Below are 25,288 nucleotides of genomic sequence, written 5' to 3'. Positions count from 1 at the left end.
CCCCGACAGAACCGCAGAGGACAAGAGCATGAGCGACAACAGCCTGCGTCTGGTGTGGGTCTACCCCGACCTGCTGAGCACGTACGGAGACCAGGGCAACGCCCTCGTCGTGGAGCGCCGGGCGCGCCAGCGCGGCCTGGACGTGCACCGCGTGGACGTACGCAGCGACCAGCCGATCCCCACCTCCGGGGACATCTACCTGATCGGCGGGGGCGAGGACCGGCCCCAGCGGCTGGCGGCCGAGCGGCTGCTGCGCGACGGCGGCCTGGAGCGCGCCGTCTCCAACGGGGCGATCGTCTTCTCCGTCTGCGCCGGGTACCAGATCCTCGGCAAGGAGTTCGTCAACGACATGGGACAGCGCCAGGAGGGCCTGGGCCTGCTGGACGTCGTCACCCTGCGCGGTGAGGGCGAGCGGTGCGTCGGCGACGTCCTCGCCGACATCGACCCGCGCCTGGGCCTCCCGCAGCTGACGGGCTTCGAGAACCACCAGGGCGTCACCCACCTCGGCCCGACCGCCAAGCCCTTCGCCCGCACCCGCCTGGGGCGCGGCAACGGCACCGGCGACGGCACCGAAGGCGCGTACAACGACACGGTGTTCGGCACCTACATGCACGGTCCCGTGATGGCCCGCAACCCGCAGATCGCGGACCTGCTGCTGAAGCTGGCCCTCGACGTGAACGCGCTGCCGGCCATAGACGACCGGTGGTACGAGGCGCTGCGCGCCGAGCGCATCGCGGCGGCCACGCAGCCCGCGTAGGGCTCCGGCGGCGCCCGGCCCCCGGCCCGGATCCCCCTGGGGATCCGGGCCGACGTGCGTTCGTACGACGGCCGCGACCAGCATGTGGAGGATGGTTCGGTCCACCCGCCTTCCGCTTGTAGGGTGGCCGTAGTTCCAACCGGACGACGTGGTCCGGTCGTCGGCCCACGTTGCAAAGGTCTCTCCCTGCCATGCGCATAGGTGTGCTCACTTCCGGCGGCGACTGCCCCGGCCTGAACGCCGTCATCCGCTCCGTCGTCCACCGCGCCGTGGTCGACCACGGCGACGAGGTGATCGGCTTCCACGACGGCTGGAAGGGCCTGCTGGAGGCGGACTACCGCAAGCTCGACCTCGACGCCGTCGCCGGCATCCTGGCCCGCGGCGGCACCATCCTCGGCTCCTCCCGGGTCCAGCCCGCGCACCTGCGCGACGGTGTGGAGCGGGCCCGCGGCCATGTCGCCGACCTCGGTCTGGACGCCGTCATCCCCATCGGCGGCGAGGGCACCCTCAAGGCCGCGAACCTGCTCGCGCAGGCCGGTCTGCCGATCGTGGGCGTCCCCAAGACCATCGACAACGACATCGCGTCCACGGACGTGACCTTCGGCTTCGACACCGCCGTCGGAGTGGCCACCGAGGCGCTGGACCGGCTGAAGACCACCGCCGAGTCCCACCAGCGCGTGATGGTCGTGGAGGTCATGGGCCGCCACACCGGCTGGATCGCGCTGCACTCGGGCATGGCCGCCGGCGCGCACGCGATCGTCGTCCCCGAGCGTCCGTTCGACATCGACGAGCTGACGGCGATCGTCGGCGAGCGCTTCTCGGCGGGCAAGCGCTTCGCGATCGTCGTCGTCGCCGAGGGCGCCAAGCCGCGCCCGGGCTCGATGGACTTCGAGGACGGCGGCACCGACATGTACGGGCACGAGCGGTTCGCCGGCATCGGAAACCGGCTCGCCGTCGAGCTGGAGCACCGCCTGGGCAAGGAGGCCCGGCCGGTGATCCTGGGCCACGTGCAGCGCGGCGGCACGCCGACCGCGTACGACCGGGTCCTCGCGACCCGCTTCGGCTGGCACGCGGTGGAGGCGGCGCACCGGGGCGAGTTCGGAATGCTGACGGCACTGCGCGGCACGGACATCGTGATGGTGCCGCTCGCCGAAGCCGTGCAGACGCTCAAGACGGTTCCGTCCGAGCGGTACGACGAGGCGCAGAACGTGCTGTGATGTTTTCCGCGATATGACCCTTGTGCGGCCCCCGGACGCTTCGGTGTCCGGGGGCCGCATTACTGTGGTGGGGCACCACGGGTCAAGGGAGTGAACAGATGGATCACAGCGGGCACGGCATGGACATGCACATGGACCTGCCGCCGTTCACTCTCGGACGAGGGCTGGAGTTCTCCTTCGACGCCTTCTTCCTGCTCGCCTCGCTGGCGGGCCTGGCCCTGTACGGCTGGGGGGTGCTGCGGCTGCGCCGGCGCGGGGACGCCTGGTCACCGGGCCGCACGACCGCCTTCGCCACCGGTGTGCTCAGCGTGGTCCTGGTGATGTGCACCAAGCTGAACGACTACGGCATGGTCATGTTCAGCGTGCACATGGTCCAGCACATGGTGATCAGCATGATCACCCCGATCCTGCTGCTCCTCGGCGCCCCGGTGACGCTGGCGCTGCGCGCCCTGCCGCCGGCCGCGCGGGGGCGCAAGGGACCGCGTGAGCTGCTGCTGATGCTGCTCCACAGCCGCTACATGCGGGTGGTCACCCACCCGGCCTTCACCATCCCGATGTTCATCGCCAGCCTCTACGGCCTGTACTTCACCCCGCTCTTCGACTTCCTCATGGGGAGCCGGACCGGGCACATCGCGATGATGGTGCACTTCTTGGCGGTGGGCCTGATCTTCTTCTGGCCGATCATGGGCGTCGACCCCGGCCCGCACCGCCCCGGCTACGTGATGCGGATGCTGGAGCTCTTCGCCGGGATGCCCTTCCACGCCTTCTTCGGCATCGCCCTGATGATGGCGAGCGAGCCGATGATCAAGACCTACGCGAGCCCGCCGGCCTCCCTCGGCATCGACGCGCTGCTGGACCAGCAGTGGGGCGGCGGCATCGCCTGGGCCTTCAGCGAGATCCCGTCCGTGCTGGTGCTGATCGCGCTGGTCTACCAGTGGTACCACTCCGAGCAGCGGGCGGCGAAGCGCTCGGACCGGGCGGCGGACCGCGACGGCGACCAGGAGCTGGCGGCCTACAACGCGTATCTCGCCTCGCTCCAAGCGCGTGGCCAGTAGCGCACCGGCACCTTCGCGCGCCACCATGGGGCATGACCGGATCCGTTAAGGCGATGGCCGTCATGACCCTCGCCGCCCTGGTGGCCGTGGCCACGTACTCCGTGGCACTCGGCAGCAACGGCTGGCTGTGGTTCGGCTGGGTGGTCCTGGGACTGCTGACCGCCGCAATGGCCGCCTCCCGCAACACCTAGTGGTTCTGCCACGACCCCACCCGGTCCGGGAACGCTCCTCCCGACCGGGCCTTCGGCCGGGGGCTGACTGTCCGTACGATGTCCGTGACAACGGGACATCGACAGGAGCCGCCTGGTGTTCTACCACCTGCTCAAGCACGTACTGCTCGGGCCGCTGCTGCGGCTGCTCTTCCGGCCGCGGATCGAGGGACTGGAGCACATCCCGGAGGAGGGGGCCGCGATCGTCGCGGGCAACCACCTGTCGTTCTCCGACCACTTCCTCATGCCCGCGATCCTCAAGCGGCGGATCACCTTCCTCGCGAAGGCCGAGTACTTCACCGGCCCCGGGGTCAAGGGCCGGCTCACCGCCGCGTTCTTCCGCAGCGCGGGGCAGATCCCCGTGGACCGCTCCGGGAAGGACGCCGGCCGGGCGGCCCTGCGCGAGGGCCTGGGGGTGCTGGCGAAGGACGAGCTGCTGGGCATCTACCCCGAGGGCACCCGCTCGCACGACGGACGGCTCTACAAGGGCAAGGTGGGCGTGGCCGCGATGGCCCTGGGCGCCGGGGTGCCCGTCGTGCCGTGCGCGATGGTCGGCACCTTCGAGATCCAGCCGCCCGGGCAGAAGCTCCCGAAGATCCGGCGGGTGACGATCCGCTTCGGGGCGCCGATGGAATTCTCCCGGTACGCCGGCCTGGAGGGCGAGCGGGCCGTGCTGCGGGCGGTCACCGACGAGATCATGTACGCGATCCTGGAGCTGTCCGGCCAGGAGTACGTCGACCGCTACGCGGCCGAGGTCAAGGCCGAGGAGGAGGCGGAGCGGAAGAAGGCCCGGCGCTGGTCGCGCTGAGCCTCCTCCCGCACACCCCGCCCGGCCGGTCCGGTACGGGTCCTGGCGCAGGGCCGGGAGCTCCTCGCGCGCCGGGAGTTCCGCGGCCGCGGCCGCCGCGCCGGCCGGGGACTTCGCGGCGGCCGGAGCCGCGACAGTGCGGTATCGACTTCTTGGCCGGCCCGATATCCGGAGGCCGTACCGCTCAGCGGGGTTGGGGATCTCCGGCGTCACCAGCCGTAGGTGCGAAGGGCCGCGTCGAGCACCTCCCGCAGCCGCAGGCCGTCCGGGGCCAGGGCCGTCACCAGCACGGCGGGACCGGCGAGCGGCGTCACCGCGGCGAACTCCCCCAGCATCGCGGCGGCGGCCGGGCGCCCCGCGAAAGCGGGTTCCACCAGCAGGAGTTGGCCGATCGCGCGATGACCCGCGAGGCCGGCCGGGCCGTCCCATCCTCCCGGGGCCCCCGGTCCGCAGGCCAGCTCCTGATCCAGCAGGGGGCGCCCGTCCAGGGTCGCGGTCAGCCGGCTGCGCAGCAGCCCCGGGGCCTCGCCGGCACGGCCCAGCACCTGCTCCTCGCGCAGCACCAGCCGGGCGCCGGGGGCCAGCCGGACCCGGGTGCGCACCCGCAGGTCGCTGCGGCGTACGGAAACCAGCGGCTCCGGCAGCCAGTGGACCGACGCGCCCTCCTCCACGGTCAGGTCCACGTCGTACCGGGCGGGCTCGCCGCCCCGGCCGGGCAGCGCCAGGGTGGCCGCGGCCGACGTGAGGCGCAGGTGCGCGCCCGCTCCCGCGACGGCCTCGATGCCGAGGCGGTCCCCGCCCAGGGGGGCGCTCATCGCCCCGACCAGCACCACCCCGGCCTCGGCGGCCCGCCCCCGGGTGCGGCGCAGCGCGAGCGGCCCCTCACCGGCGAGCACCGGCAGGGCGGTCCCGCCCCGGCCGTCGGCGACGGCGTGGATGCGGGCGGTGGCCCGCAGTCCGGTGGCGGGGGGCGACGGGGCGGGGGCCGGGGCGGGCGGGACCGGGGCAGGCGGAGCGGGGGCGGGTGCCGCGCCGGTCACCGTACGGTCCAGGCGGCGATCCGCTCGCGCACCCACGCGGCCACCGGGGCCACTCCGTCCGGGCCGCGCAGCGACTGGAAGGCGACGGGCAGCGCCCCGCGCTGTTCGGCGGCGTCGCGGGCCATCCGGTCCAGGTCCGAGCCGACGTACGGGGCGAGGTCGGTCTTGTTCACGACGAGCAGGTCGGCGGTGGTGACACCGGGGCCGCCCTTGCGCGGGATGTCGTCCCCGCCGGCCACGTCGATGACGAAGATCTGCGCGTCGACGAGTCCCCGGGAGAAGGTCGCGGTGAGGTTGTCGCCGCCGGACTCGACGAGGATCAGATCGAGGGGGCCGACCGTCTCCTCCAGCTCCTCCACGGCTTCGAGGTTGGCGGAGATGTCGTCGCGGATCGCGGTGTGCGGGCAGGCCCCGGTCTCGACGGCGGTGATCCGCTCGGGCGCCAGCACGGCCTCGCGGAGCAGGAACTCCGCGTCCTCGCGGGTGTAGATGTCGTTGGTGACGACGGCCATGGCGAACTCGGCGCGCAGGGCGCGGCAAAGGGCGGCGACGGTGGCGGTCTTGCCGGAGCCGACCGGTCCGCCGAGTCCGACGCGCAGCGCGCGGCGGGTGCCGTCGGGCCGTACGGGAGCGGCGCTGTGCGTGTGCCGGCGGGGGTAGGTCACCGCGTGGTCGAGGTGCATGTCGGATCTCCCATGGAGGACGGTCGGGAAGGACGTGGGGGGAGCCGGGCGGCTCAGGACGCGAAGAGGCGTACCGGCCAGCCGGCGTGCGCTTGCGCCGCGATGTCCAGCAGCGGCGACGAGGCCGCGGGCAGGGCCTCGCAGCCGTGGGAAGCGGCGCGCCGCGCGGCGCGTTGTGCCTCGGCGGCGACCGCGTCGAGTTCGGGGGCCAGCCGGGCGAGGACCCCACTGGCCTCGAAGGGGTCCAGGCCCAGGAGCCTTACGGTCGCGGTGGCGGGCCCGCCGACGCTCTCGTACGCCGCCACGTGCGCGGCGTCCCCCGGTCCGAGCCCGGCCGTCCGGGCGGTGATGCCGAGGACCACGGGCTGATGGGCCCCGCGCGGGAAGGCCGCGGCCAGCGCCTCCAGTTCGGGACCGGGCCAGGTCGCCCGGGCCGCCCGCAGCAGCTGCCTGCCGAGACGGCGCGCCGCGGCGCGCAGGGCCGGCGAGGGGGTGCGGGCGTCGGCGGCGCGGTCGAGCTCCCCCGGATCGAGTCCGAGAGCGGCGGCCGCCGCGAGTGCGGCGGCGGTGAGACCGGCGGTGTGCAGCCGGCCCCGGCAGAAGTCCTCCAGGGTGGCGGCGTCGTGGACGCGGCCGTCCTTGCAGGCGGCCTCGGCCCCGCCGGAGTGGGCGTGCCCCCCGGCGGGGAAGCGCCCGTCGGCGAGGACGAGCAGCGCGGCGCGGCTCATCAGAAGAGGAAGTAGCGCTGGGCCATGGGCAGTTCGGTCGCCGGCGCCGGCTCCACCACCTCGCCGTCGATGGTGACGGTGAAGGTGTCGGCATCGACCTCGACCCTCGGCATGGCGTCGTTGTTGCGCATGTCCGCCTTGCCCACCCCACGGGTGCTCTCGATGGCCGCGAACCGCTTGCCGAGGCCCAGCCGGTCGGGGAGTCCGTCGTCGAGGGCGGCCTGCGCGGTGAAGTTGATCGAGTTGAGGCCCGGCGCGCTGCCCCGGCCGCCGAACATCGGCCGGGGCAGCACCGGCTGCGGGGTGGGGATGGAGGCGTTGGCGTCGCCCATCTGCGCGTAGGCGATCTGCCCGCCCTTGATGACCGTCTCGGGCTTGACCCCGAAGAAGGCGGGGGTCCAGAGCACCAGGTCGGCGAGTTTGCCCGTCTCGACGGAGCCGATCTCGCGGGCGAGCCCCTGGGCCAGCGCGGGGTTGATCGTGTACTTGGCGACGTAGCGGCGGGCCCGGTGGTTGTCGGCGGGGCCGTCGCCGGGCAGGGGGCCGCGCCGCTTCTTCATCACGTGGGCGGTCTGCCAGGTACGCAGGACGACCTCGCCGACCCGGCCCATGGCCTGGGAGTCGGAGGAGATGATGGAGATGGCCCCGAGGTCGTGCAGGACGTCCTCGGCCGCGATGGTCGAGGGCCGGATCCGGGATTCGGCGAAGGCGAGGTCCTCGGGTACGGCGGGGTTGAGGTGGTGGCAGACCATCAGCATGTCGAGGTGCTCCTCGACGGTGTTGACGGTGTGCGGCCGGGTGGGGTTGGTCGAGCTGGGCAGGACGTTGGGCGCGGAGACCACGGTGATGATGTCGGGTGCGTGCCCGCCGCCCGCGCCTTCCGTGTGGTAGGCGTGGATGCCGCGCCCGGCGATGGCCGCGAGGGTGTCGGCGACGAAGCCCGCTTCGTTGAGGGTGTCGGTGTGGATGGCGACCTGGACGCCGGTCTCCTCGCACACGCCCAGGCAGGCGTCGATGACGGCGGGAGTGGCCCCCCAGTCCTCGTGGATCTTGAAGCCGAGCGCGCCGCCGCGGAGTTGGGCGTGCATGGCCTCGCGGGACATGGTGTTGCCCTTGCCCAGCAGACCGATGTTGACGGGGTAGGCCTCCAGCGACGCGAACATTCGGGCCAGGTGCCAGGATCCGGGCGTGACGGTGGTGGCCTTGGAGCCCTCGGCGGGCCCGGTGCCGCCGCCGACGAGGGTGGTGACGCCGGAGGCCAGGGCCTCCTCGATGACGGTCGGGGAGATGAAGTGCACGTGGGCGTCGATGGCCCCGGCGGTCAGGATCTTGCCGTTGCCCGCGATGATCTCGGTCTCGGGGCCGATGACCAGGGCGGGGTCCACCCCGTCCATGGTGTCGGGGTTGCCCGCCTTGCCGATGCCGCAGATGCGGCCGTCGCGGATGCCCACGTCGGCCTTGACGATGCCCCAGTGGTCGAGGACCACGACTCCGGTGATCACGGTGTCGGGGGCGCCCTCGGCCCGGGTGGTGCGGGCCTGCCCCATGGACTCGCGGATCACCTTGCCGCCGCCGAAGACGGCCTCGTCCCCGGCCCGGCCGGGGCCGCCCGCGAGGTCGCGTTCGATCTCGACGAACAGGTCGGTGTCGGCGAGCCTGATCCGGTCGCCGGCCGTGGGGCCGAAGAGGTCCGCGTACACCTGGCGCGAGAGTTCAGCCATCGAGCGGCCCCCCGGTCTCGCCGCGCAGTCCCGGTACGGTGCGCAGCCCGGCCAGCGGTACGAGTTGCACCGCGACGGGGATGCCCGGCTCGAACCGGACCGCCGTACCTGCGGCGATGTGGAGCCGCAGGCCGTACGCGGCCCGGCGGTCGAAGTCGAGGCCCGGGTTGGCCTCGGCGAAGTGGTAGTGGGAGCCGACCTGTACGGGACGGTCGGCGGCGTTGAGCACGGTGAGACGGGTGACCGGCCGGCCCTCGTTGAGGAGCACCGGGCCGTCCCCGTGGACGATCTCGCCGGGGATCATGCGGGTCCTGCCCCTCGGACGATCGGATCGTGGACGGTGACGAGTTTGGTCCCGTCCGGGAAGGTCGCCTCGACCTGGACGTCGTGGATCATCTCGGGGATGCCCTCCATGACCTCGTCGCGGCGCAGGACGGTACGGCCGGAGGCCATCAGCTCGGCCACGGTCCTGCCGTCGCGGGCCCCTTCGAGGACGTGCGAGGTGATCAGGGCGACGGCCTCGGGGTGGTTGAGGAGCACCCCGCGCGCCCTTCGCCTCGCGGCCACGTCGGCGGCCACGTGGAGGAGCAGCCGCTCCTGTTCGTGCGGTGTCAGTTGCACATGTACCACCCTGCTTCCAGGACAAGGCCGGCATCGGGCCGGGGCGACCGTACTGCCCGTCAACCCTCAGTTGACCTGCGCATATCCGAGTCGGGCACGTCTTGCCCCACCCGGAGAAAGGCTTTCCGTCCCGACCGCCGCCGCTTTACCGGATCATGGGTGATCATTGGCGGATGAACGTGGCCGCCACGCTAAGGGCCGCGCTTTTCCGCTGGGTTAACCCACGTTTCGGGCAGGTACCCGATTCAACTCCGGGGGCATGGGCGCCCCGTTTCCGTATACGGCCCCGCAACGGGCCCGTCGAGGAGAAACATGTTCGTCAATCCCGTCCGGCACATCACCTTCGACGCCCTCGACCCCTACCGCACCGCGGAGTTCTGGTCCGCGGTGACCGGGTTCCCGATCCATCCCGACGATGTGGAGGGCGATGACGAGATCCTGCTGGAGCCGGGGCAGCCCGGTGTGCCCGGACTGCTCTTCATCCGGGTGCCGGACGCCAAGTCCGTCAAGAACCGGGTGCATCTGGACATCCAGCCGCCCACGGGTACGCGGGACGAGACGGTCGAGCGGCTGGTCGGACTCGGCGCGAAGATCGTCGACGACCGCCGGTCGGAGGACGGGGTGATGGGCTGGGTCGTGCTCGCCGACCCTGAGGGCAACGAGCTGTGCATCGAGCGCAGCGCCGCCGAACGCGGCCTCTGACGCACGACTGCCGCCGGGCCGGCCCCCGACGACCGCAGCCGAGCGGGACCCCGCGACCGGTGGCGAGCCGGACCGCGTCCACGGCCGGCCCGGGGCCGACGGCGGGTGCCCGGACCGGGGCGGCCGGCCCTGGTCAGCAGCCGGTGACGCTCCTCGCCGTCGCCCCGGCGGTCCACGGCAGGGCGATCCAGACCGTCTTGCCGCCGTCCTCGGTGGGCGTCACGGACAGCCGCCCACCGGCCTCCGCGGTGAGCCAGCGGATGATGACCATCCCCCGGCCGTTGTCCTGCTGGACGGCGGCCGGGAGCCGCTTGGGCCAGCGCGGGTGGCTGTCCGTGACCCCCACCCGGAGCCATTCCTCGCGCTCCAGGCGGACGTCGACGGTGAAGGTGGGCGACTGGCCGAAGGTGTGCTGCACGGCGTTGGTGGCGAGCTCCGAGACGATCAGCCGGACGCTGTCCGCCGTGTCGGCGTCATCGGGCAGTCCCCATTCGCTCAATACCTGCGCGACATAGCGGCGGGCCGTGGCGACCGAGGCCGGATCGCTCGGCAGAGTGACGGATGCTTCCTGGTGGTCTGCCATGGCGACGGTCCCTTTCCCACCGGAGCGAAGCCGCCCCGGATCTGCGCTGGACGCCAGAGTGCCACCCATCGTGCCGACCTTTCCGGCGTTCCCCCACGGTATGCATATATCTGTCGCTCAATGCGGTGAACTCTGCTACGGAAGAGCGTATTCGGACGGCAGACTGGTGCGATCTGTGCCGGTGGAAGGAGGCGGGTGTGCAGAACGGTCCCGCGGTGCGTCGGCGCAAGCTCGGCGAGGAACTGCGCGCCCTGCGCGACCGGTCCGGGCTCACCAGTGGTGAGGCCGCCCGGACCGTGGGATGGCACCAGTCGAAGATCAGCCGAATCGAGACGGGCCGAAGTGGCGTGAAACCGGCGGACATCCGGCTGCTCCTCGACGCCTACGGGGAGATCGTGAGCCGCGAGCAGCGCGCGCTGCTGGAGGCCCTGGCCGTCTCCGCCGCGGGCCCCGGGCAGGGCGGCGACACCGGCCGGGGCCGCCAGTGGTGGCACGACTACCGGGGCCTGCTGCCCCAGGAGTACCGGGACTTCATCAGCCTGGAAGCGGGCGCGCGTTCGGCCCGTACCGTGGAGCTGTCGGTGGTGCCCGGCCTGCTCCAGACCCCCGACTACGCGCGGGCCGTGACCCGGGCCGCGCTCGGCGGGCTGCCGGAGCCGAAGGTGGACGCGCTGGTCGACGTACGGCTGACCCGGCAGTCGGTGCTGCGGGCCGATCCGCCGCTGGAGCTGAGTGCCGTACTGGACGAGGCGGTACTGCGGCGGCAGATCGGGGGGCCCGGGGTGATGGCGGCGCAGTTGCGACACCTGATGGAGGTGGCACGGCTGCCCCAAGTGCGCCTACAGGTACTGCCGTTCAGTGTGGGGGGCCATCTCGGCCTCACCGGACCGTTCGTCATCTTCTCATTTCCGAACATCGCCGATCTGGATGTGGTGGTACTCGACCATTTGACGAGTAGCCTCTATCTGGAGCGGAAGGAAGACCTTGAGGCGTACAGCGCCGCGTTCCGCACCATCCAGGCGCACGCCCTCCCGCCCCAGGACTCGTCGGACCTGATCAGCACACTCGCTGACGACGCGTAAGGAGGCACCCCGTGTCCGCAACCCCCCTGTCAAGCAGCGGACTTCCGAACAGAGCGCGGTGGCGGCGGAGCAGCCGCAGCACCGGAATGAACAACTGCGTGGAGACGGCCGTCCTCGTCGGCGGCCTGCTGGCCGTCCGCGACTCCAAGCGGGCGGACGGCCCGGCCGTGCTCTTCACCGGGCCGGCCTGGGACGGTTTCCTCGTCCAGGTACGGGCGGACGTGCCCCGGGTCAGGCCCTAGACCCGGAGCGTGTGCGCCCGCTCCGCCCACCCGTCCGCGGCGCCGGTCGGAGCGGTCGCCAGGATCGTCTCCACGGCCCGGGTGATCTCCTCCCCCGTGAGATCGGCCCGGGCGGTCAGTCGGAGCCGGGAGATGCCGTCCGGCACCGACGGCGGCCGGAAGCACCCCACGGACAGACCCGCCTCGCGGCAGTCGGCGGCCCAGCGCAGTGCCGCCGACGCCGACGGGGCACGTACCGACACCACGGCCGCGTCGGGCCGGACCGCGGTCAGGCCGGACGCGGTGAGGCGCTCGTACAGCTCGGTGGCCACCTCGCGGGCGCGCCCGGCTCGCTCCGGTTCCTGCCGCAGCAGACGCAGGCTCGCCAGCGCCGCGCCCGCGGCGGCGGGTGCCAGCCCGGTGTCGAAGATGAAGGTGCGGGCCGCGTTGACCAGGTGCCGGATCACCTTGGCCGGGCCGAGGACCGCCCCGCCCTGGCTGCCGAGGGATTTGGAGAGGGTCATGGTGGCGACGACGTCGGGCGCCCCCGCGAGGCCGGCGGCGTGCAGCGCGCCGCGGCCGCCCTCGCCCAGCACGCCCAACCCGTGCGCGTCGTCCACGACCAGGGCCGCTCCCTCGGCCCGGCAGGCCGCCGCGTACGCGGCGAGCGGGGCGGCGTCCCCGTCCACGCTGAACACCGAGTCGCTGACCAGCAGCGCCCGGCCCCCGTGGGCGGCGAGCGCCTTGCGCGCCGTGGCGGGATCGGCGTGCGGGACCACCGAGGTCTCGGCGCGCGAGAGGCGGCAGCCGTCGACGATCGAGGCGTGGTTCCCGGCGTCGGAGACGACCAGCGTGCCCCGGTCGCTCAGCGCGGTGACGGCGGCGAGGTTGGCCGCGTAGCCGGAGGACAGGACCAGCGCCGCCTCGAACCCGCAGAAGGCGGCGAGCTCTCGCTCCAGCTCCGCGTGGAGCTCGGTGGTGCCCGTGACCAGACGGGACCCGGTGGCTCCGGCCCCCCAGCGCTCGGCCGCCTCGCACGCCCCCCGGACGGTCGCGGGGTGCCGGGACAGACCGAGGTAGTCGTTGCTCGCGAGGTCCAGGAGCGGCGAGGAGGCCGGGCGCGGGCGGAGCGTCCGGACGAGTCCGGCCTTCTCGCGCGCCCGCTCCGCGTCGTCGATCCAGGCGAAGACGTCCACGGGTTCGGGGGCGTGCTGGGGCATCGGCGGGTCCTCGTTTTTTGTCGGCAGTCCACAGACCCGCACGACCCTATCGGCCGCTACTCGTCCGCCAGGTGTGGCGATACACACACTCCGTTCCGGCCATGTTGTTCGATCTCTCCTTGGCCGGGAGTGGTGGTGTGGTCCAGGATCGGCCTCATGGACCTGCTGAACACCCTGGTGGAAAAGGGACTGCGGCGCGAGCTGCCGACCCGCGAAGAAGCACTCGCCGTCCTGGCGACCTCTGACGACGAACTGCTCGACGTGGTGGCCGCGGCCGGCAAGGTGCGCCGCCAGTGGTTCGGCCGCCGGGTCAAGCTGAACTACCTCGTCAACCTGAAGTCGGGCCTGTGCCCGGAGGACTGCTCGTACTGCTCCCAGCGCCTGGGGTCGAAGGCCGAGATCCTCAAGTACACCTGGCTGAAGCCGGAGGAGGCCTCCCAGGCCGCCGCGGCCGGTGTCGCGGGCGGCGCGAAGCGCGTCTGCCTGGTCGCGAGCGGCCGCGGTCCGACGGACCGGGACGTGGACCGGGTCGGCAGGACGATCGCGGCGATCAAGGAGCAGAACGAGGGCGTCGAGGTCTGCGCCTGCCTGGGACTGCTGTCGGACGGCCAGGCCGAGCGGCTGCGGGACGCGGGCGCGGACGCGTACAACCACAACCTCAACACCTCCGAGGCCACCTACGGCCAGATCACCAAGACCCACACCTACGCGGACCGCGTGGACACCGTGCAGAAGGCGCACGCCGCCGGCCTGTCGGCCTGCTCCGGCCTGATCGCGGGCATGGGCGAGAGCGACGAGGACCTGGTCGACGTCGTCTACTCGCTGCGCGAGCTGGACCCGGACTCGGTGCCGGTCAACTTCCTGATCCCCTTCGAGGGCACCCCGCTCGCCAAGGAGTGGAACCTCACCCCGCAGCGGGCCCTGCGCATCCTGGCGATGGTCCGGTTCGTCTGCCCCGACGTCGAGGTCCGGCTGGCCGGTGGACGCGAGGTGCACCTGCGGACCATGCAGCCGCTGGCCCTGCACCTGGTGAACTCGATCTTCCTCGGCGACTACCTGACCAGCGAGGGCCAGGCGGGCCAGGCCGACCTGGACATGATCGCGGACGCCGGTTTCGAGGTCGAGGGCGCCGGCACGCGGACCCTCCCGTCGCACCGCGCCGACATCGCGGCGGCCGAGGCCGCGGGCGGCGGTTGCGGTTCGCACGGCGGCGCCGGCTCGGTGTGCGGTTCGGGCGCGGGTGGGGCCGCGGACGCGCAGGCCCCGGCGGCCGGCTGCGGCTCGGCCTGCGGCGGCTGCTCCGGGCACGCGGAGCCGGCGGCCGAGCCCGTACCGGCGCAGGCCGGGGCCGGTGAGGTCCGGCCCGACCTGGTGGCCGTACGCCGCCGAGGCGCGGGAACGGACCTCGCACCCAATGCCTGACCCGCACCACGCGCACGGGGTGCTGCCGGCGGCCGAGCTGATCGCGCTGGACCGGCAGCACGTCTGGCACCCGTACGGCCCGATGCCGGGGCGGCAGGAGCCCCTCGTCGTCGCCTCCGCCTCGGGGGTCCGGCTGCGGCTCGCCGACCCGGCCCAGGGGCAGGGCAACGACGAGCTCGTCGACGGCATGTCCTCCTGGTGGTCGGCGATCCACGGCTACAACCACCCGGTGCTGAACGAGGCGGCGACCGCCCAACTCGGTCGTATGTCCCACGTGATGTTCGGCGGGCTCACCCACGAGCCGGCCGTCCGGCTCGCCGCGCGGCTCGTCGAGATCACCCCGCCGGGACTGGAGCACGTCTTCCTCTGCGACTCGGGCTCGGTGTCCGTCGAGGTCGCGGTCAAGATGTGCCTGCAGTACTGGCGCTCGGTGGGGCGGCCGGCCAAGACCCGGCTGCTGACCTGGCGCGGCGGCTACCACGGGGACACCTGGCAGCCGATGGCCGTCTGCGACCCCGAGGGCGGGATGCACGAGCTGTGGTCGGGCCACCTGCCCCGGCAGGTCTTCGCGGACGCGCCCCCCGGTGGCTTCGACACTCCGGTGGACCCCGCGTACGCCGCGCACCTGCGCTCCCTGGTCGCCGCGCACGCGCACGAGCTCGCCGCCGTGATCGTGGAGCCGGTGGTGCAGGGAGCGGGCGGGATGCGCTTCCACCACCCCGGCCACCTGCGGGTGCTGCGCGAGCTGTGCGACGAGTACGAGGTGCTGCTGATCCTCGACGAGATCGCGACGGGCTTCGGACGTACGGGCGCCCTCTTCGCGGCGGACCACGCGGGGATCACCCCCGACGTGCTGTGCCTGGGCAAGGCCCTGACCGGCGGGTACCTGACGCTGGCCGCCACGCTGTGCACGGAACGCGTGGCCGACGGGATCTCCCGGGGCGAGGTCCCGGTACTGGCGCACGGGCCGACCTTCATGGGCAACCCGCTCGCCGCGGCCGTGGCGCTGGCCTCCGTCGACCTGCTGCTCGCCCAGGACTGGCCGGGCGAGGTCAAACGCATCGAGGCGGGCCTGCGCGAGGGCCTGACGGCGGCCTGGGAGATCCCCGGGGTCGCGGACGTACGGGTCCTGGGCGCGATCGGCGTGGTCCAGCTGGACCACCCGGTCGACATGGAGGCCGCGACCCGCGCGGCGGTGCGCGAGGGCGTGTGGCTGCGCCCGTTCCGCGACCTGATCTACACGATGCCGCCGTTCGTCACCGGCGACGGTGACGTGGCCCGGATCTGCCGCGCGGTGTGCGCGGCGGCGCAGGAAGGCTGAGATGTCCGTACTGGTCGTGTCCGGGACGGGCACGGAGATCGGCAAGACGGTGGTCACCTCGGCGATCGCGGCCGCCGCGGTGGCGGCCGGCCGCTCGGTGGCCGTGCTCAAGCCCGCCCAGACGGGCGTGGGCCCGGACGAGCCGGGCGACGCCGCCGAGGCGGTGCGGCTGGCCGGCCCCGCGGTGACGGGGGTGGAACTGGCGCGCTATCCGGAGCCGTTGGCCCCGGACACGGCGGCCCGGCGCTCAGGGCTGCCGGCGCTGGCGCCCGCCGAGATCGCGCGGGCGGCGGCCCGGTTGGCCGAGACGCACGACCTGGTCCTGGTGGAGGGCGCGGGCGGGCTGCTCGTACGGTTCGACGAGGCGGGCCACTCGCTCGCGGACGTGGCCGGCCTGCTGGACGCCCCGGTCCTGGTGGTGGCCCCGGCGGGACTGGGCACCCTCAATTCGACCGCCCTGACGGCGGAGGCCCTGCGCGCCCGGTCCCTGACCGCGCTGGGGGTGGTGGTGGGCAGCTGGCCCGCCGCCCCGGACCTGGCCTCCCGCTGCAACCTGGCGGACCTCCCCCGGGTCTCGGGCCTCCCGCTCCTGGGCGCGGTCCCGGCGGGCGCGGGCACCCTCCCGCCGCCCCTCTTCCGCACGTCGGCCCCCGAGTGGCTCTCCCCCACCCTCGCGGGCACCTGGTCGTCCCCCACCTTCCTCACCACCTGGTCCCCTCCCCCCCACACCCCCTGACCCCCTCCCACCCCCTCCCACCCCCACCGAACCCGCAACTCCCCCACCCGCCCAAGACCCGCCACCCCAGCCCGCGAACGTCGAAGACCCGGGCCCACCCCAGCCCCGCGGACGTCCAAGGCTCGGCCCCACCCCAGCCCGCCGGCCGGCGCTTGAGGCCGGGGGGCCATGTCAGCCCCGCCGGCGTTTGAGGCGCGGGGTCGGGGCAGAGCCCCGCACACGGCCCCGGCCGAAGGGTTCCGGCTCGCCGGGGCCCCGATCCAGCCCCGCCGGCGTTTGAGGCGCGGGGCCCGGGCGGAGCCCCGCAGCCCACCCAGCCGAACGGTCCCGGCTCGCCGGGGCCCAACTCAGCCCCGCCGGCGCTTGAGGCGCGGGGCCCGGGGCGGAGCCCCGCACACGGCCCGGGCCGTATCCCGCCGCCCGGCCGAGGCCCCGCCCCCGCCCCCGCCCCCCGGGGGGATGACGCGCGAGCGACCGGGCAAGCTCAAAGTACGGGTACGTACGCCGCCGCCCCCGGAGGTCCGTCATGCCGCGCCGCCACCCCATCCCACCCCCCGACCGCGGCCGCGACCGCGACCGCGATCCCGTTCACCACCCCCTCTTCGCCCGCTTCTACGCCCGCGCCAGCACCACCGCCGACACCCGCGGCGGCATCGCCGCCCTCCGGCGCGAGCTGCTGCACGGCGTGTCCGGCCGCGTCATCGAGATCGGCGCCGGCAACGGACTGAACTTCGCGCACTACCCCCGCGCCGTCTCCGAGGTGGTCGCCGTCGAACCGGAGCGCACCCTCCGCCGCCTCGCGTCCTCCGCCGCCCAGCGCGCCGAGGTACCGGTGGACATCGTGCCCGGGGCCGCCGAGGCCCTCCCGGTCAAGAGTGAAGCCTTCGACGTCGCCGTCGCCTCGCTCGTCCTGTGCACCGTCCGGGACCTTCCGCGCTCCCTCTCCGAGCTGCACCGCGTGCTCCGCCCCGACGCCGAGCTGCGCTTCTTCGAGCACGGCCTGGCGCCCGGGCCCGGCATGGCCGCCGTCCAGCGGACCCTGGACCGGACCGTGTGGCCCCTCCTGTTCGGCGGCTGCCACACCGCCCGGGACCCGCTCGCCGCGATCGAGGCGGCGGGCTTCCGTATCGTCAGGCAGCGCGGCTTCCGGCTGCCCGAGCGCGGTCCGGCGCTGCCGACCTCGTACTGCGTCATCGGCTCGGCGCGCCGGGTGGATTGACGTGGCCCGCGCGAACGGCTTCACCCAGCGCCGCCAGTGGTCCTCCCGCATGTAGCCGGCGGCGGCCCACGTCCGATGGGCCCGCTCGTTCGCCTCCAGGACCATCGCGTCGCTCCGCCGGCCCACGACCGCGGCGGAGCGACGTTCGGCGGCGTCGAGGAGCGCGCAGGCGACCCCCCGCCGGCGGTGGGACGGCAGGACCGCGAGCCGGTACGGGGAGGCTCGCCGGCCGTCCCGGCCCGCGTCCGGTCATGGCCGGGGAGCCGAGCACGCCCCGCGGCCGGCCCGCCACCGACTTCCGCTCCGCGAGACACCGCCGGGCCCCTCCCGTGTCGCGGGGGGCACTCGTGGCGGTGTTCGGGGGCGGGGCTGGTATGAAGGTCGTTCATATCCGGGTGCCGGGGACCACGTCACAAGGACGACCCTCGTCACTTTGCCCATCCTTTACCATAGGGCAAACGAACCCTCCCGAATGAAAGGTGTGAGCGTCCGCCCATGGGCGAGCCTCCCAGTCCACGACATACCCGTACGCGACATCGCGCGGCACCCCTCCTCCTGGCTGATCATGGGGCGGAGGTGAACGACCGATGACCGAAGTGCTCCTGCTCCTCGTGGCGCTGCTGCTCTGCCTCGCCTGCGGGGTCTTCGTCGCGGCCGAGTTCTCATTGACCACCGTCGAGCGCAGCGAACTCGAAGGGGCCGTCGAGCGCGGCGAGCGGGGCGCCGAGAGCGCCCTGGCCGCCGTCCGCACCCTGACGTTCCAGCTCTCCGGCGCCCAGCTCGGCATCACCGTGACCGGCCTGGTCATCGGCATGATCTCCAAGCCGTCGATCGCGGCCCTGCTCCAGGGCCCCTTCGAGGCCGTCGGGCTGTCGCCCGCGGCCGCGTCCTCCACCGCCCTGGTCCTGGGCACCGCCCTGTCGACCGTCGTCCTGATGGTCGTCGGCGAGCTGGTCCCGAAGAACTGGGCGATCTCCTCCCCGCTGGCGCTCGCCAAGCGGGTCGCCACCATGCAGCGGGTCTTCAGTCGGGCCTTCAAGCCCCTGATCAGCCACCTGAACTCCACCGCGAACCGCATGGTGCGCCGGCTCGGCATGGAGCCGGCCGAGGAGCTGGCCTCCGCGCGCACCCCGCAGGAGCTGGTCGCGCTGGCGCGCCACTCCGCGAAGGCCGGCGCCCTGGAGAAGGACACCGCCGAGCTGTTCGTACGGACCCTCAACCTCGTCGACCTGACCGCGGAGAACGTGATGACCCCGCGCGTGCAGGTGACCGCGCTGGACGTGCAGACCACCGCCGAGGACGTGGCGAACGCGACCCTGGCCACCGGCCTGTCCCGGTTCCCCGTGTACCGGGGCAGTCTCGACACCGTCGTGGGCACCGTGCACATCAAGGACGTACTGGCGCTGCCCGCCGAGGAGCGCCGTCGCCACCCCGTGTCGCAGCTGCTGCGCGAACCCCTGCTCGTACCGGAGTCGCTGACCGTGGACCGGCTGCTGGACCGGCTGTCCGGCAAGCAGACGATGGCGGTGGTCATCGACGAGTACGGCGGCACGGCCGGTGTGGCCACGCTGGAGGACATCGTCGAGGAGGTCGTCGGAGAGGTGCGCGACGAGCACGACCCGCACGAGACCCCCGACCTGGCCCCGGCCGGAACGGACGGCTCCGGACGCTCCCTCTACTCCGCCGACGGCTCCGCGCGTACGGACCAGCTCCAGCGGATCGGTCTGCGGGTGCCCGACGGCCCGTACGAGACCCTGGCCGGTCTGATAGCGACCGAGCTGGGCCGGATTCCGGCCGTCGGCGACAGCCTGGAGCTGGACGGCTGGAGCCTCGACGTGGTGGACGCCGGCGGGCGGCGCGCCGCCCGCGTGCTGCTGCACGCACCGGACGAGTCCGGTCACGGCGAGAGCGGGGAGGGGGAGCGATGACCGCGATCCAGTTGCTGATCGGCCTGGCGACCCTGGTCGTCAACGCCTTCTTCGTCGGCGCGGAGTTCGCGCTGATCTCGGTGCGGCGCAGCCAGATCGAGCCGTACGCCGAGCAGGGGGACCGGCGCGCCCGCGCCGTCCTGTGGGGCCTGGAGCACGTATCGGCGCTGATGGCGGCGGCCCAGCTGGGCATCACCCTGTGCACCCTGGTGCTGGGTGTGGTGGCCGAGCCGGCCATCGCCCACCTGCTGACCCCGCTCTTCGACCTCTTCGGCGTGCCGTCCGGCCTCTCGCACGCCATTTCCTTCACCGTGGCGCTGGCGCTGGCCACGTACCTGCACATGCTGTTCGGCGAGATGCTGCCGAAGAACGTGGCCCTGTCCGAGCCGGTGCGCACCGCCCTGCTGCTCGGGCCGCCGCTGGTGGCCCTCACCCGGGCGCTGAAGCCGGTCATCTTCGCGATCAACGCCTTCGCCAACGCCCTGCTGCACCTGCTGCGGGTGGAGGTGAAGGACGAGGTCGCGGCGACCTTCTCGGACGACGAGTTGGCGCGGATGGTCAGGGACTCCAGTGACGCGGGGCTCCTCGACGACCGGGCGAGCGAGCGACTGCACGACGCCCTGGAACTGGGCCGCCGGCCGGTGACGGACGTGGTGCTGCCCCTGGACCGGGTGGTCACGGCCGAGGAGGGCATCTCTCCGGCCGGGCTGGAGCGGCTGTCCGCCGAGCACGGGTACTCGCGCTTCCCGGTGCTCGACCGGCAGCACCGGATCCTGGGGTACCTGCACGTCAAGGACGCCCTGGACGCGGAGGCACGGGAGCAGCCGTTCCCGTTGCCGGAGCTGCGGCCGATCGCCCAAGTGCGGGCGGAGACACCGCTGGACGACGTACTGACCGCGATGCGGCGCAGCCGCACCCATCTGGCAGCGGTGCTCGGTCCGAACGGCGCCATGACCGGCCTGGTGACGATGGAGGACGTGCTGCGCGAGCTGTTCGGGCGGCGGGCCTCCTAGCGGGTGCCACCGTGCGGTCCCCGGCCCTGCGGAGCCGGGGTACCGCGCGGTAACATCACTCCGCCATGGAGATGAATGCCTCTTACACCAGTTTCGTCGCGGTCGGCGACTCCTTCACCGAGGGCATGTCCGACCTGCTTCCGGACGGCTCCTACCGGGGCTGGGCCGACCTACTGGCCACCCGCCTCGCGGCGCGCGAGCCGGACTTCCGCTACGCGAACCTCGCGGTCCGCGGAAAGCTCATCGGGCAGATCGCCGAGGAGCAGGCACCGGTGGCCGCGTCGATGCGCGCCGACGTGGTGACCCTGGTCGGCGGGCTGAACGACACCCTGCGGCCCACGGTGGACATGGGCCGCGTGCGCCACCACCTGGAATCGGCCGTGGAGCTCCTCGCGCCGTCCTGCCGGCGGCTCGTCCTCATGCGCTCCCCCGGCCGCAACGGACCGGTGATGGAACGCTTCCGCCCACGCATGGAGGAGCTCTTCGGCATCATCGAGGGCCTCGCCGCCCGGCACGGCGCCCTGGTCGTGGACCTGTACGGGGCGCCCGCGCTGGCGGACCCGCGGATGTGGGACGTCGACCGGCTGCACCTGACCGCGGAGGGCCACCGCCGGGTGGCGGAGGCCGTCTGGCAGGTCCTGGGCCTGCCGGCCGAGCAGGACTGGCGCACCGAACTGCCGGCGGCCCTCCCGCCGGGCTGGGCGCTGCGCCGGGCCCAGGACCTCAGCTTCGCCCGGCAGCATCTGCTCCCCTGGGTCGGGCGGCGCCTGACCGGCCGCTCCTCCGGGGACGGCCGTCCCGCCAAGCGCCCGGAACTGCTGCCGTACGGTAGGGAGACCGGTGACCGCCGACCGTAGGGCGTGGCGCGGATCTCGTAGCAAGGCACAATCGGAGGCGGGGCGTCCACCTGCGTGAACACACAGCCGCGGCCCAAGTAGAATCCCTCCACGTGACAGCCAAGCCCCGCATCCCCAATGTCCTGGCCGGCCGCTACGCCTCCGCGGAGCTCGCCGTCCTGTGGTCCCCCGAGTACAAGGTGACGCTGGAGCGGCGGCTGTGGCTCGCCGTCCTGCGCGCCCAGAAGGACCTCGGTATCGAGGTCCCGGACGAGGCCCTCGCCGACTACGAGCGCGTTCTGGAGACGGTCGACCTCGCCTCCATCGCCGAGCGCGAGAAGGTCACGCGGCACGATGTGAAGGCCCGGATCGAGGAGTTCAACGCCCTCGCCGGCCACGAGCACGTCCACAAGGGCATGACCTCGCGCGACCTCACCGAGAACGTCGAGCAGCTGCAGATCCGGCTCTCGCTGGAGCTGGCCCGGGACCGCACGGTCGCCGTCCTGTCCCGCCTCGGCAAGCTGGCCGGCGAGCACGCCGAGCTGGTCATGGCCGGCCGCTCCCACAACGTCGCCGCGCAGGCCACCACCCTGGGCAAGCGCTTCGCCACCGCCGCCGACGAGCTGCTGGTCGCCTACGACCGCCTGGAGGACCTGCTCGGCCGCTACCCGCTGCGCGGGATCAAGGGTCCGGTCGGCACCGCGCAGGACATGCTCGACCTGCTGGGCGGCGACGCCGCCAAGCTCGCCGACCTGGAGCAGCGGATCGCCGCCCACCTCGGCTTCGCCCAGGCCTTCACCTCGGTCGGCCAGGTCTACCCGCGCTCGCTGGACTACGACGTGGTCACCGCTTTGGTGCAGCTGGCCGCCGCCCCGTCCTCCATCGCCAAGACGATCCGCCTGATGGCCGGCCACGAGCTCGTCACCGAGGGCTTCAAGCCCGGCCAGGTCGGCTCCTCGGCGATGCCGCACAAGATGAACACCCGCTCCTGCGAGCGCGTGAACGGCCTGATGGTCATCCTGCGCGGCTATGCCTCGATGACCGGCGAGCTGGCCGGCGACCAGTGGAACGAGGGCGACGTCTCCTGCTCCGTGGTCCGCCGGGTCGCCCTGCCGGACGCGTTCTTCGCCTTCGACGGCCTGTTGGAGACCTTCCTGACGGTCCTGGACGAGTTCGGCGCCTTCCCCGCGGTCGTCGCCCGCGAGCTGGACCGCTACCTGCCGTTCCTCGCCACGACCAAGGTCCTGATGGGCGCGGTACGGGCCGGGGTGGGCCGTGAGGCCGCCCACGAGGTCATCAAGGAGCACGCGGTGGCCTCCGCGCTCGCCATGCGCGAGCAGGGCGCCGAGCGCAACGAACTGCTGGACAAGCTGGCCGCCGACGAGCGGATGCCGCTGGACCGGGCCCAGCTTGACGCGCTGATGGCCGACAAGCTGTCCTTCACGGGCGCCGCGGGTGACCAGGTCGCGGCGGTGGTCTCCCGCATCGAAGCGATCGCCAAGCAGCACCCGGAGGCCGCCGGGTACGCGCCGGGATCGATCCTCTGACTCCCGACGAGCTGAACGCCGCCCGTGACCGCGTCCTCCCGGACGTGGTCGCGGGCGGTCTGCGCGTGGTCTTCTGCGGCATCAACCCCGGTCTCCTCTCCGCCGCCACGGGCCACCACTTCGCCCGTCCCGGCAACCGCTTCTGGCCCGTCCTGCACCTGTCCGGATTCACCCCGCGCCGCCTGGCCCCGGCCGAGCAGGACGAGCTGCTGACCTACCGGCTGGGCATCACCAACGTCGTCGCCCGAGCCACGGCGCGCGCCGACGAGCTGAGCGCCGAGGAGTTCCGCGAGGGCGGCCGCCTCCTGACGGCCAAGGTGGAACTGCTGCGCCCGCAGTGGCTGGCGGTCGTCGGAGTCACCGCCTACCGCACCGCCTTCGGCTACCGGAAGGCGCAGATCGGCCCCCAGGAGCACACCATCGGCTCCACCCGCGTCTGGGCCCTGCCCAACCCCAGTGGCCTCAACGCCCACTGGACCGCCGAGTCCATGGCCCAGGAGTACGCCCGCCTCCGGGCGGCCGCCGAATCACCCGACGCCCCCTGACCCCCGCCCCGCGCCATTCCCGCCCCGGTCCGTGCCCGGGTCGGGTCAGGTGGGGTCGGGTCACCGCGGCTACGGCGGGTCGACCACCGTGACCCCCGCCATCAGCAGGTAGGGGTCGTACGCGTTCCCCCGCGCCACGTACGCCACCAGCCAGCGGTCCCCGGCCCGCCACAGATGCACGTGGTCGGTACTGGCACTCACCTCCCCCCAGGGCGCCGGTATCTCCTCCCCTTCGGCCACGCGCACTCCGAGCGATTCGAGGGCGAAGATCTGCGGCTCCCCCCACCGGTCGCTGAGAGCCTGGGTCAGCGCCCCGTACTCCGCGCTGATCTGCTCGCTCGCCGCGATCCACCCCGAGCCGTCGTCCTCCCAGAAGCCCTCGGTCCGGCCGACCTCCACCAGGTGGTGGCCCGGGCCGCTGCTCCGCCCGCCGGACCGGTCCGGCTCGGCCGGGAACTCCCGGGCGCTGAGCCGGTCGATCGTGTCGAGATGATCTGCCGTGGTCATGTCGTCAGTATCCCGGCGCCCACTGACAACTGGCCTGCCGTCACGCGTCCCGGCGGCGTATCGAGAGCCAGCCGCCGATCACCGCCGCCGCGGCCCACGACGCCGCCACTCCGATGCCGGTCCACGGTCCCAGCACCCCTCCGATCGACTCGCTCCGCATCACCATCTGGCCGGCCCGGTCCGGCGTGAACTGGCCGACAGCGCCCGCGACTCCGCTGACGACGAAGGAGACCAGCAGGACGAAGGGGACGAGGATGCTGACCACGGCGACACCGCTGCGCAGGATCGCCGTCAGGCCGGCCGCGAACAGTGTCATGACCGTCAGGTAGAGACCGCAGCCGATGATGGACCGCACCGTGCCCGGGGCGCCGAGCTCCAGGGCGTACGGACCCATGAACGCCTGCCCGCCGACGAAGGTCAGCAGTCCCGTCACCTGGCCGACCGCGAAGGCGAGTCCGCCCACCACGGCGATCTTCGACAGGTAGAACCGGGTGCGGTCGGGCACGGCTGTGAAGGTGGTCCGCAGGGCGCTGTTGTGGAATTCCGCGGAGAAGGCGTTCGCCCCGAAGGCTATGGCCGCCACCTGTCCGAAGTTGATGGCGTAGTACGCCGCGAACAGCGGATCGTCGCCCATGCTGCCCTCCTCCGCCGTGCCGATCGCCCAGGCGGTGAACGCCTGTATGCCGGCGGTGGTGACGAGGACCGCTATCAGGGCGCCCAGCGTGCCGCGCAGCGATCTGATCTTGATCCACTCCGAGTGCAGGACGGGCAGGACGGTGCTCATGGAAGGCCTCCTGGCCTGAGTCGGGGTGTCAGCGGTGGGCGGCGAACTGGGCCTGCCCTGCCGTGAGATCGAGGTAGGCCTGCTCCAGCGAGGCCCGCTCGTCGGTGAGCTCCAGCATCGGAATGCCCTCTCGGGCGGCCATGCTGCCGAGCTGCTCCGCCTGTATGCCGTCGACGGTCCAGCGCCCGCTGTCGACGCCGGTGAGCTCGAAGCCGTCCCTGGCGAGGGCGGCCCGCAAGCGGATCGGGTCCGAGGTCCGCAACCGCACCCGAGCCGTACTGCGGGCGTCGATGAAGGCCTCCATGGCGCTGTCGGCCAGCAGTTTGCCCTGCCCCAGCACGATCAAGTGGTCGGCCAGGGCGGCTGTCTCGGTCATCAGGTGGCTGGAGACCAGGACCGTGCGCCCCTCGGCGGCCAGGCCGCGCATCAGCTCCCGGATCCAGATGATGCCTTCCGGGTCGAGCCCGTTGGTCGGCTCGTCCAGGAGCAGCACCCCAGGGTCCCCCAGCAGGGCGCCCGCTATGCCCAGCCGCTGGCGCATGCCGAGTGAGAAGGTCTTGATCCGTCGGTGGGCGGCGGCCGCGATGCCCGCCTGCTCCAGTACCTCGTCCACCCTGCGGGCCCCGATGCGGTTCGAGGCGGCCAGTACGCGCAGGTGGTCCCGGGCGGTCCGGCCGCCGTGGACGGCCTAGGCAGTGTCTGGTGGCTCTTTGATGAGGTCGCGGAGCCAGATCACGATGGCCGCGGTGGCCAGGGTGCCGTTGAAGATGTAGTCGCGTTTGT

Annotated in this window: 27 protein-coding genes and 2 pseudogenes; 17 read left to right on the top strand and 12 right to left on the bottom strand. The window is 73.0% G+C overall.

Going from position 1 to position 25,288, the window contains the following annotated elements:
- The first annotated feature begins 28 nt into the window (after positions 1-28).
- The 5 genes from ACWFQ8_RS17615 to ACWFQ8_RS17595 all read left to right on the top strand — a co-directional run bounded on the left by ACWFQ8_RS17615 (position 29) and on the right by ACWFQ8_RS17595 (position 4,046).
- Positions 29-757, top strand: a complete 729-nt coding sequence (locus ACWFQ8_RS17615) for a type 1 glutamine amidotransferase (protein WP_453787134.1) — start codon at positions 29-31, stop codon at positions 755-757.
- 191 nt (positions 758-948) lie between these two features.
- Entirely contained in the window at positions 949-1,974 is a 1,026-nt protein-coding gene (locus ACWFQ8_RS17610; protein WP_453787133.1) for a 6-phosphofructokinase, read from the top strand.
- Between the two features lie 98 nt (positions 1,975-2,072).
- Positions 2,073-3,029, top strand: a complete 957-nt coding sequence (locus ACWFQ8_RS17605) for a cytochrome c oxidase assembly protein (protein WP_453787132.1) — start codon at positions 2,073-2,075, stop codon at positions 3,027-3,029.
- Positions 3,030-3,061: 32 nt separating this feature from the next.
- The gene (locus ACWFQ8_RS17600) at positions 3,062-3,220 is read left to right on the top strand and encodes a hypothetical protein (RefSeq protein ID WP_453787131.1); all 159 of its coding nucleotides are present in this window, start codon (positions 3,062-3,064) and stop codon (positions 3,218-3,220) included.
- Positions 3,221-3,335: 115 nt separating this feature from the next.
- Positions 3,336-4,046: a lysophospholipid acyltransferase family protein gene (locus tag ACWFQ8_RS17595; protein ID WP_453787130.1), complete on the top strand. Its 711-nt coding sequence runs from the start codon at positions 3,336-3,338 to the stop codon at positions 4,044-4,046.
- A 209-nt stretch (positions 4,047-4,255) separates the two neighbouring features.
- Here the strand turns inward: ACWFQ8_RS17595 and ACWFQ8_RS17590 are convergent, their stop codons facing one another.
- From ACWFQ8_RS17590 to ACWFQ8_RS17565, 6 genes are all read right to left on the bottom strand, one after another.
- A complete protein-coding gene (locus ACWFQ8_RS17590; RefSeq protein ID WP_453787225.1) occupies positions 4,256-5,002 on the bottom strand; it encodes an urease accessory protein UreD in 747 nt (248 codons plus the stop codon).
- Between the two features lie 80 nt (positions 5,003-5,082).
- A complete protein-coding gene (ureG, locus tag ACWFQ8_RS17585) occupies positions 5,083-5,769 on the bottom strand; it encodes an urease accessory protein UreG (protein WP_453787129.1) in 687 nt (228 codons plus the stop codon).
- A gap of 53 nt (positions 5,770-5,822) precedes the next feature.
- On the bottom strand, positions 5,823-6,497 hold the full coding sequence (locus ACWFQ8_RS17580; protein ID WP_453787128.1) for an urease accessory protein UreF: 675 nt from the start codon (positions 6,495-6,497) through the stop codon (positions 5,823-5,825).
- Positions 6,497-8,218, bottom strand: coding sequence for an urease subunit alpha (locus ACWFQ8_RS17575; RefSeq protein ID WP_453787127.1), 1,722 nt, complete (start codon positions 8,216-8,218; stop codon positions 6,497-6,499). The genes ACWFQ8_RS17580 and ACWFQ8_RS17575 overlap by 1 nt, the downstream gene beginning before the upstream one ends.
- Positions 8,211-8,522, bottom strand: coding sequence for an urease subunit beta (locus tag ACWFQ8_RS17570; protein ID WP_453787126.1), 312 nt, complete (start codon positions 8,520-8,522; stop codon positions 8,211-8,213). The genes ACWFQ8_RS17575 and ACWFQ8_RS17570 overlap by 8 nt, the downstream gene beginning before the upstream one ends.
- The gene (locus ACWFQ8_RS17565; RefSeq protein ID WP_453787125.1) at positions 8,519-8,839 is read right to left on the bottom strand and encodes an urease subunit gamma; all 321 of its coding nucleotides are present in this window, start codon (positions 8,837-8,839) and stop codon (positions 8,519-8,521) included. Before ACWFQ8_RS17565 ends, ACWFQ8_RS17570 begins: the two co-directional genes overlap by 4 nt.
- Positions 8,840-9,151: 312 nt before the next feature.
- On the opposite strand from ACWFQ8_RS17565, the gene ACWFQ8_RS17560 reads away from it, so the two are divergent.
- The gene (locus tag ACWFQ8_RS17560; RefSeq protein WP_453787124.1) at positions 9,152-9,541 is read left to right on the top strand and encodes a VOC family protein; all 390 of its coding nucleotides are present in this window, start codon (positions 9,152-9,154) and stop codon (positions 9,539-9,541) included.
- A gap of 133 nt (positions 9,542-9,674) precedes the next feature.
- Here ACWFQ8_RS17560 and ACWFQ8_RS17555 read toward each other — a convergent pair whose 3' ends face one another.
- Positions 9,675-10,124, bottom strand: a complete 450-nt coding sequence (locus ACWFQ8_RS17555; protein ID WP_453787123.1) for an ATP-binding protein — start codon at positions 10,122-10,124, stop codon at positions 9,675-9,677.
- Between the two features lie 197 nt (positions 10,125-10,321).
- Here ACWFQ8_RS17555 and ACWFQ8_RS17550 point away from each other — a divergent pair, with 197 nt between their 5' ends.
- Both ACWFQ8_RS17550 and ACWFQ8_RS17545 read left to right on the top strand, forming a co-directional pair.
- Positions 10,322-11,206: a helix-turn-helix domain-containing protein gene (locus ACWFQ8_RS17550; protein WP_453787122.1), complete on the top strand. Its 885-nt coding sequence runs from the start codon at positions 10,322-10,324 to the stop codon at positions 11,204-11,206.
- 11 nt (positions 11,207-11,217) lie between these two features.
- Entirely contained in the window at positions 11,218-11,448 is a 231-nt protein-coding gene (locus ACWFQ8_RS17545; RefSeq protein ID WP_453787121.1) for a DUF397 domain-containing protein, read from the top strand.
- On the opposite strand, the gene ACWFQ8_RS17540 is transcribed toward ACWFQ8_RS17545, so the two are convergent.
- Positions 11,445-12,647, bottom strand: coding sequence for an 8-amino-7-oxononanoate synthase (locus ACWFQ8_RS17540; protein ID WP_453787120.1), 1,203 nt, complete (start codon positions 12,645-12,647; stop codon positions 11,445-11,447). The two genes, ACWFQ8_RS17545 and ACWFQ8_RS17540, sit on opposite strands and share 4 nt — an antisense overlap.
- Before the next feature lie 156 nt (positions 12,648-12,803).
- Between ACWFQ8_RS17540 and bioB the strand changes: the two genes are divergently transcribed.
- The 4 genes from bioB to ACWFQ8_RS17520 all read left to right on the top strand — a co-directional run bounded on the left by bioB (position 12,804) and on the right by ACWFQ8_RS17520 (position 17,345).
- Complete coding sequence (bioB, locus tag ACWFQ8_RS17535) at positions 12,804-14,069, top strand: biotin synthase BioB (RefSeq protein ID WP_453787119.1); 1,266 nt, start codon at positions 12,804-12,806, stop codon at positions 14,067-14,069.
- Positions 14,062-15,390 (top strand): adenosylmethionine--8-amino-7-oxononanoate transaminase, encoded by a 1,329-nt coding sequence (locus tag ACWFQ8_RS17530; RefSeq protein WP_453787118.1) that lies wholly within the window; start codon positions 14,062-14,064, stop codon positions 15,388-15,390. Before bioB ends, ACWFQ8_RS17530 begins: the two co-directional genes overlap by 8 nt.
- 1 nt (position 15,391) lies before the next feature.
- A complete protein-coding gene (gene bioD, locus ACWFQ8_RS17525) occupies positions 15,392-16,126 on the top strand; it encodes a dethiobiotin synthase (protein WP_453787117.1) in 735 nt (244 codons plus the stop codon).
- 526 nt (positions 16,127-16,652) lie between these two features.
- Positions 16,653-17,345, top strand: a complete 693-nt coding sequence (locus ACWFQ8_RS17520; protein WP_453787116.1) for a class I SAM-dependent methyltransferase — start codon at positions 16,653-16,655, stop codon at positions 17,343-17,345.
- 6 nt (positions 17,346-17,351) lie between these two features.
- Here the strand turns inward: ACWFQ8_RS17520 and ACWFQ8_RS17515 are convergent.
- Positions 17,352-17,588 (bottom strand): annotated as a pseudogene (locus ACWFQ8_RS17515) (GNAT family N-acetyltransferase); the annotation flags it as partial.
- Between the two features lie 344 nt (positions 17,589-17,932).
- Here ACWFQ8_RS17515 and ACWFQ8_RS17510 point away from each other — a divergent pair.
- The 5 genes from ACWFQ8_RS17510 (at position 17,933) to mug (ending at position 23,214) form a co-directional block, all read left to right on the top strand.
- Positions 17,933-19,273, top strand: coding sequence for a hemolysin family protein (locus ACWFQ8_RS17510; RefSeq protein ID WP_453787115.1), 1,341 nt, complete (start codon positions 17,933-17,935; stop codon positions 19,271-19,273).
- The gene (locus tag ACWFQ8_RS17505) at positions 19,270-20,286 is read left to right on the top strand and encodes a hemolysin family protein (RefSeq protein WP_453787114.1); all 1,017 of its coding nucleotides are present in this window, start codon (positions 19,270-19,272) and stop codon (positions 20,284-20,286) included. The genes ACWFQ8_RS17510 and ACWFQ8_RS17505 overlap by 4 nt, the downstream gene beginning before the upstream one ends.
- 65 nt (positions 20,287-20,351) lie before the next feature.
- Complete coding sequence (locus tag ACWFQ8_RS17500; RefSeq protein ID WP_453787113.1) at positions 20,352-21,143, top strand: SGNH/GDSL hydrolase family protein; 792 nt, start codon at positions 20,352-20,354, stop codon at positions 21,141-21,143.
- A 92-nt stretch (positions 21,144-21,235) separates the two neighbouring features.
- A complete protein-coding gene (gene purB / locus ACWFQ8_RS17495) occupies positions 21,236-22,669 on the top strand; it encodes an adenylosuccinate lyase (RefSeq protein WP_453787112.1) in 1,434 nt (477 codons plus the stop codon).
- Positions 22,666-23,214 (top strand): G/U mismatch-specific DNA glycosylase, encoded by a 549-nt coding sequence (mug, locus tag ACWFQ8_RS17490; protein ID WP_453787224.1) that lies wholly within the window; start codon positions 22,666-22,668, stop codon positions 23,212-23,214. Before purB ends, mug begins: the two co-directional genes overlap by 4 nt.
- Before the next feature lie 69 nt (positions 23,215-23,283).
- Here mug and ACWFQ8_RS17485 read toward each other — a convergent pair whose 3' ends face one another.
- The 3 genes and pseudogenes from ACWFQ8_RS17485 to ACWFQ8_RS17475 all read right to left on the bottom strand — a co-directional run.
- Positions 23,284-23,721, bottom strand: a complete 438-nt coding sequence (locus ACWFQ8_RS17485; protein WP_453787111.1) for a hypothetical protein — start codon at positions 23,719-23,721, stop codon at positions 23,284-23,286.
- A 40-nt stretch (positions 23,722-23,761) separates the two neighbouring features.
- Positions 23,762-24,505 carry an ABC transporter permease gene (locus tag ACWFQ8_RS17480; RefSeq protein WP_453787110.1) on the bottom strand — a complete coding sequence of 248 codons (744 nt, stop codon included), beginning with the start codon at positions 24,503-24,505 and terminating at the stop codon, positions 23,762-23,764.
- A 28-nt stretch (positions 24,506-24,533) separates the two neighbouring features.
- Positions 24,534-25,193 (bottom strand): annotated as a pseudogene (locus ACWFQ8_RS17475) (ATP-binding cassette domain-containing protein); the annotation flags it as partial.
- Positions 25,194-25,288 lie beyond the last annotated feature (95 nt).

The organism is Streptomyces sp. NPDC055254 (assembly GCF_053606025.1).
This window is presented reverse-complemented; position numbering and strand designations above follow the sequence as displayed.

Coding starts and splice junctions, on each gene's coding strand:
- ACWFQ8_RS17510 (WP_453787115.1), top strand. CDS start 17,933: ATGACCGAAGTGCTCCTGCTCCTCGTGGCGCTGCTGCTCTGCCTCGCC.
- ACWFQ8_RS17580 (WP_453787128.1), bottom strand. CDS start 6,497: ATGAGCCGCGCCGCGCTGCTCGTCCTCGCCGACGGGCGCTTCCCCGCC.
- bioB (WP_453787119.1), top strand. CDS start 12,804: ATGGACCTGCTGAACACCCTGGTGGAAAAGGGACTGCGGCGCGAGCTG.
- ACWFQ8_RS17530 (WP_453787118.1), top strand. CDS start 14,062: ATGCCTGACCCGCACCACGCGCACGGGGTGCTGCCGGCGGCCGAGCTG.
- ACWFQ8_RS17555 (WP_453787123.1), bottom strand. CDS start 10,124: ATGGCAGACCACCAGGAAGCATCCGTCACTCTGCCGAGCGATCCGGCC.
- ACWFQ8_RS17560 (WP_453787124.1), top strand. CDS start 9,152: ATGTTCGTCAATCCCGTCCGGCACATCACCTTCGACGCCCTCGACCCC.
- ACWFQ8_RS17570 (WP_453787126.1), bottom strand. CDS start 8,522: ATGATCCCCGGCGAGATCGTCCACGGGGACGGCCCGGTGCTCCTCAAC.
- ACWFQ8_RS17610 (WP_453787133.1), top strand. CDS start 949: ATGCGCATAGGTGTGCTCACTTCCGGCGGCGACTGCCCCGGCCTGAAC.
- ACWFQ8_RS17480 (WP_453787110.1), bottom strand. CDS start 24,505: ATGAGCACCGTCCTGCCCGTCCTGCACTCGGAGTGGATCAAGATCAGA.
- ACWFQ8_RS17485 (WP_453787111.1), bottom strand. CDS start 23,721: ATGACCACGGCAGATCATCTCGACACGATCGACCGGCTCAGCGCCCGG.
- ACWFQ8_RS17600 (WP_453787131.1), top strand. CDS start 3,062: ATGACCGGATCCGTTAAGGCGATGGCCGTCATGACCCTCGCCGCCCTG.
- bioD (WP_453787117.1), top strand. CDS start 15,392: ATGTCCGTACTGGTCGTGTCCGGGACGGGCACGGAGATCGGCAAGACG.
- ACWFQ8_RS17505 (WP_453787114.1), top strand. CDS start 19,270: ATGACCGCGATCCAGTTGCTGATCGGCCTGGCGACCCTGGTCGTCAAC.
- ACWFQ8_RS17615 (WP_453787134.1), top strand. CDS start 29: ATGAGCGACAACAGCCTGCGTCTGGTGTGGGTCTACCCCGACCTGCTG.
- ACWFQ8_RS17575 (WP_453787127.1), bottom strand. CDS start 8,218: ATGGCTGAACTCTCGCGCCAGGTGTACGCGGACCTCTTCGGCCCCACG.
- ureG (WP_453787129.1), bottom strand. CDS start 5,769: ATGCACCTCGACCACGCGGTGACCTACCCCCGCCGGCACACGCACAGC.
- ACWFQ8_RS17605 (WP_453787132.1), top strand. CDS start 2,073: ATGGATCACAGCGGGCACGGCATGGACATGCACATGGACCTGCCGCCG.
- ACWFQ8_RS17500 (WP_453787113.1), top strand. CDS start 20,352: ATGGAGATGAATGCCTCTTACACCAGTTTCGTCGCGGTCGGCGACTCC.
- ACWFQ8_RS17540 (WP_453787120.1), bottom strand. CDS start 12,647: ATGCCCCAGCACGCCCCCGAACCCGTGGACGTCTTCGCCTGGATCGAC.
- ACWFQ8_RS17520 (WP_453787116.1), top strand. CDS start 16,653: ATGCCGCGCCGCCACCCCATCCCACCCCCCGACCGCGGCCGCGACCGC.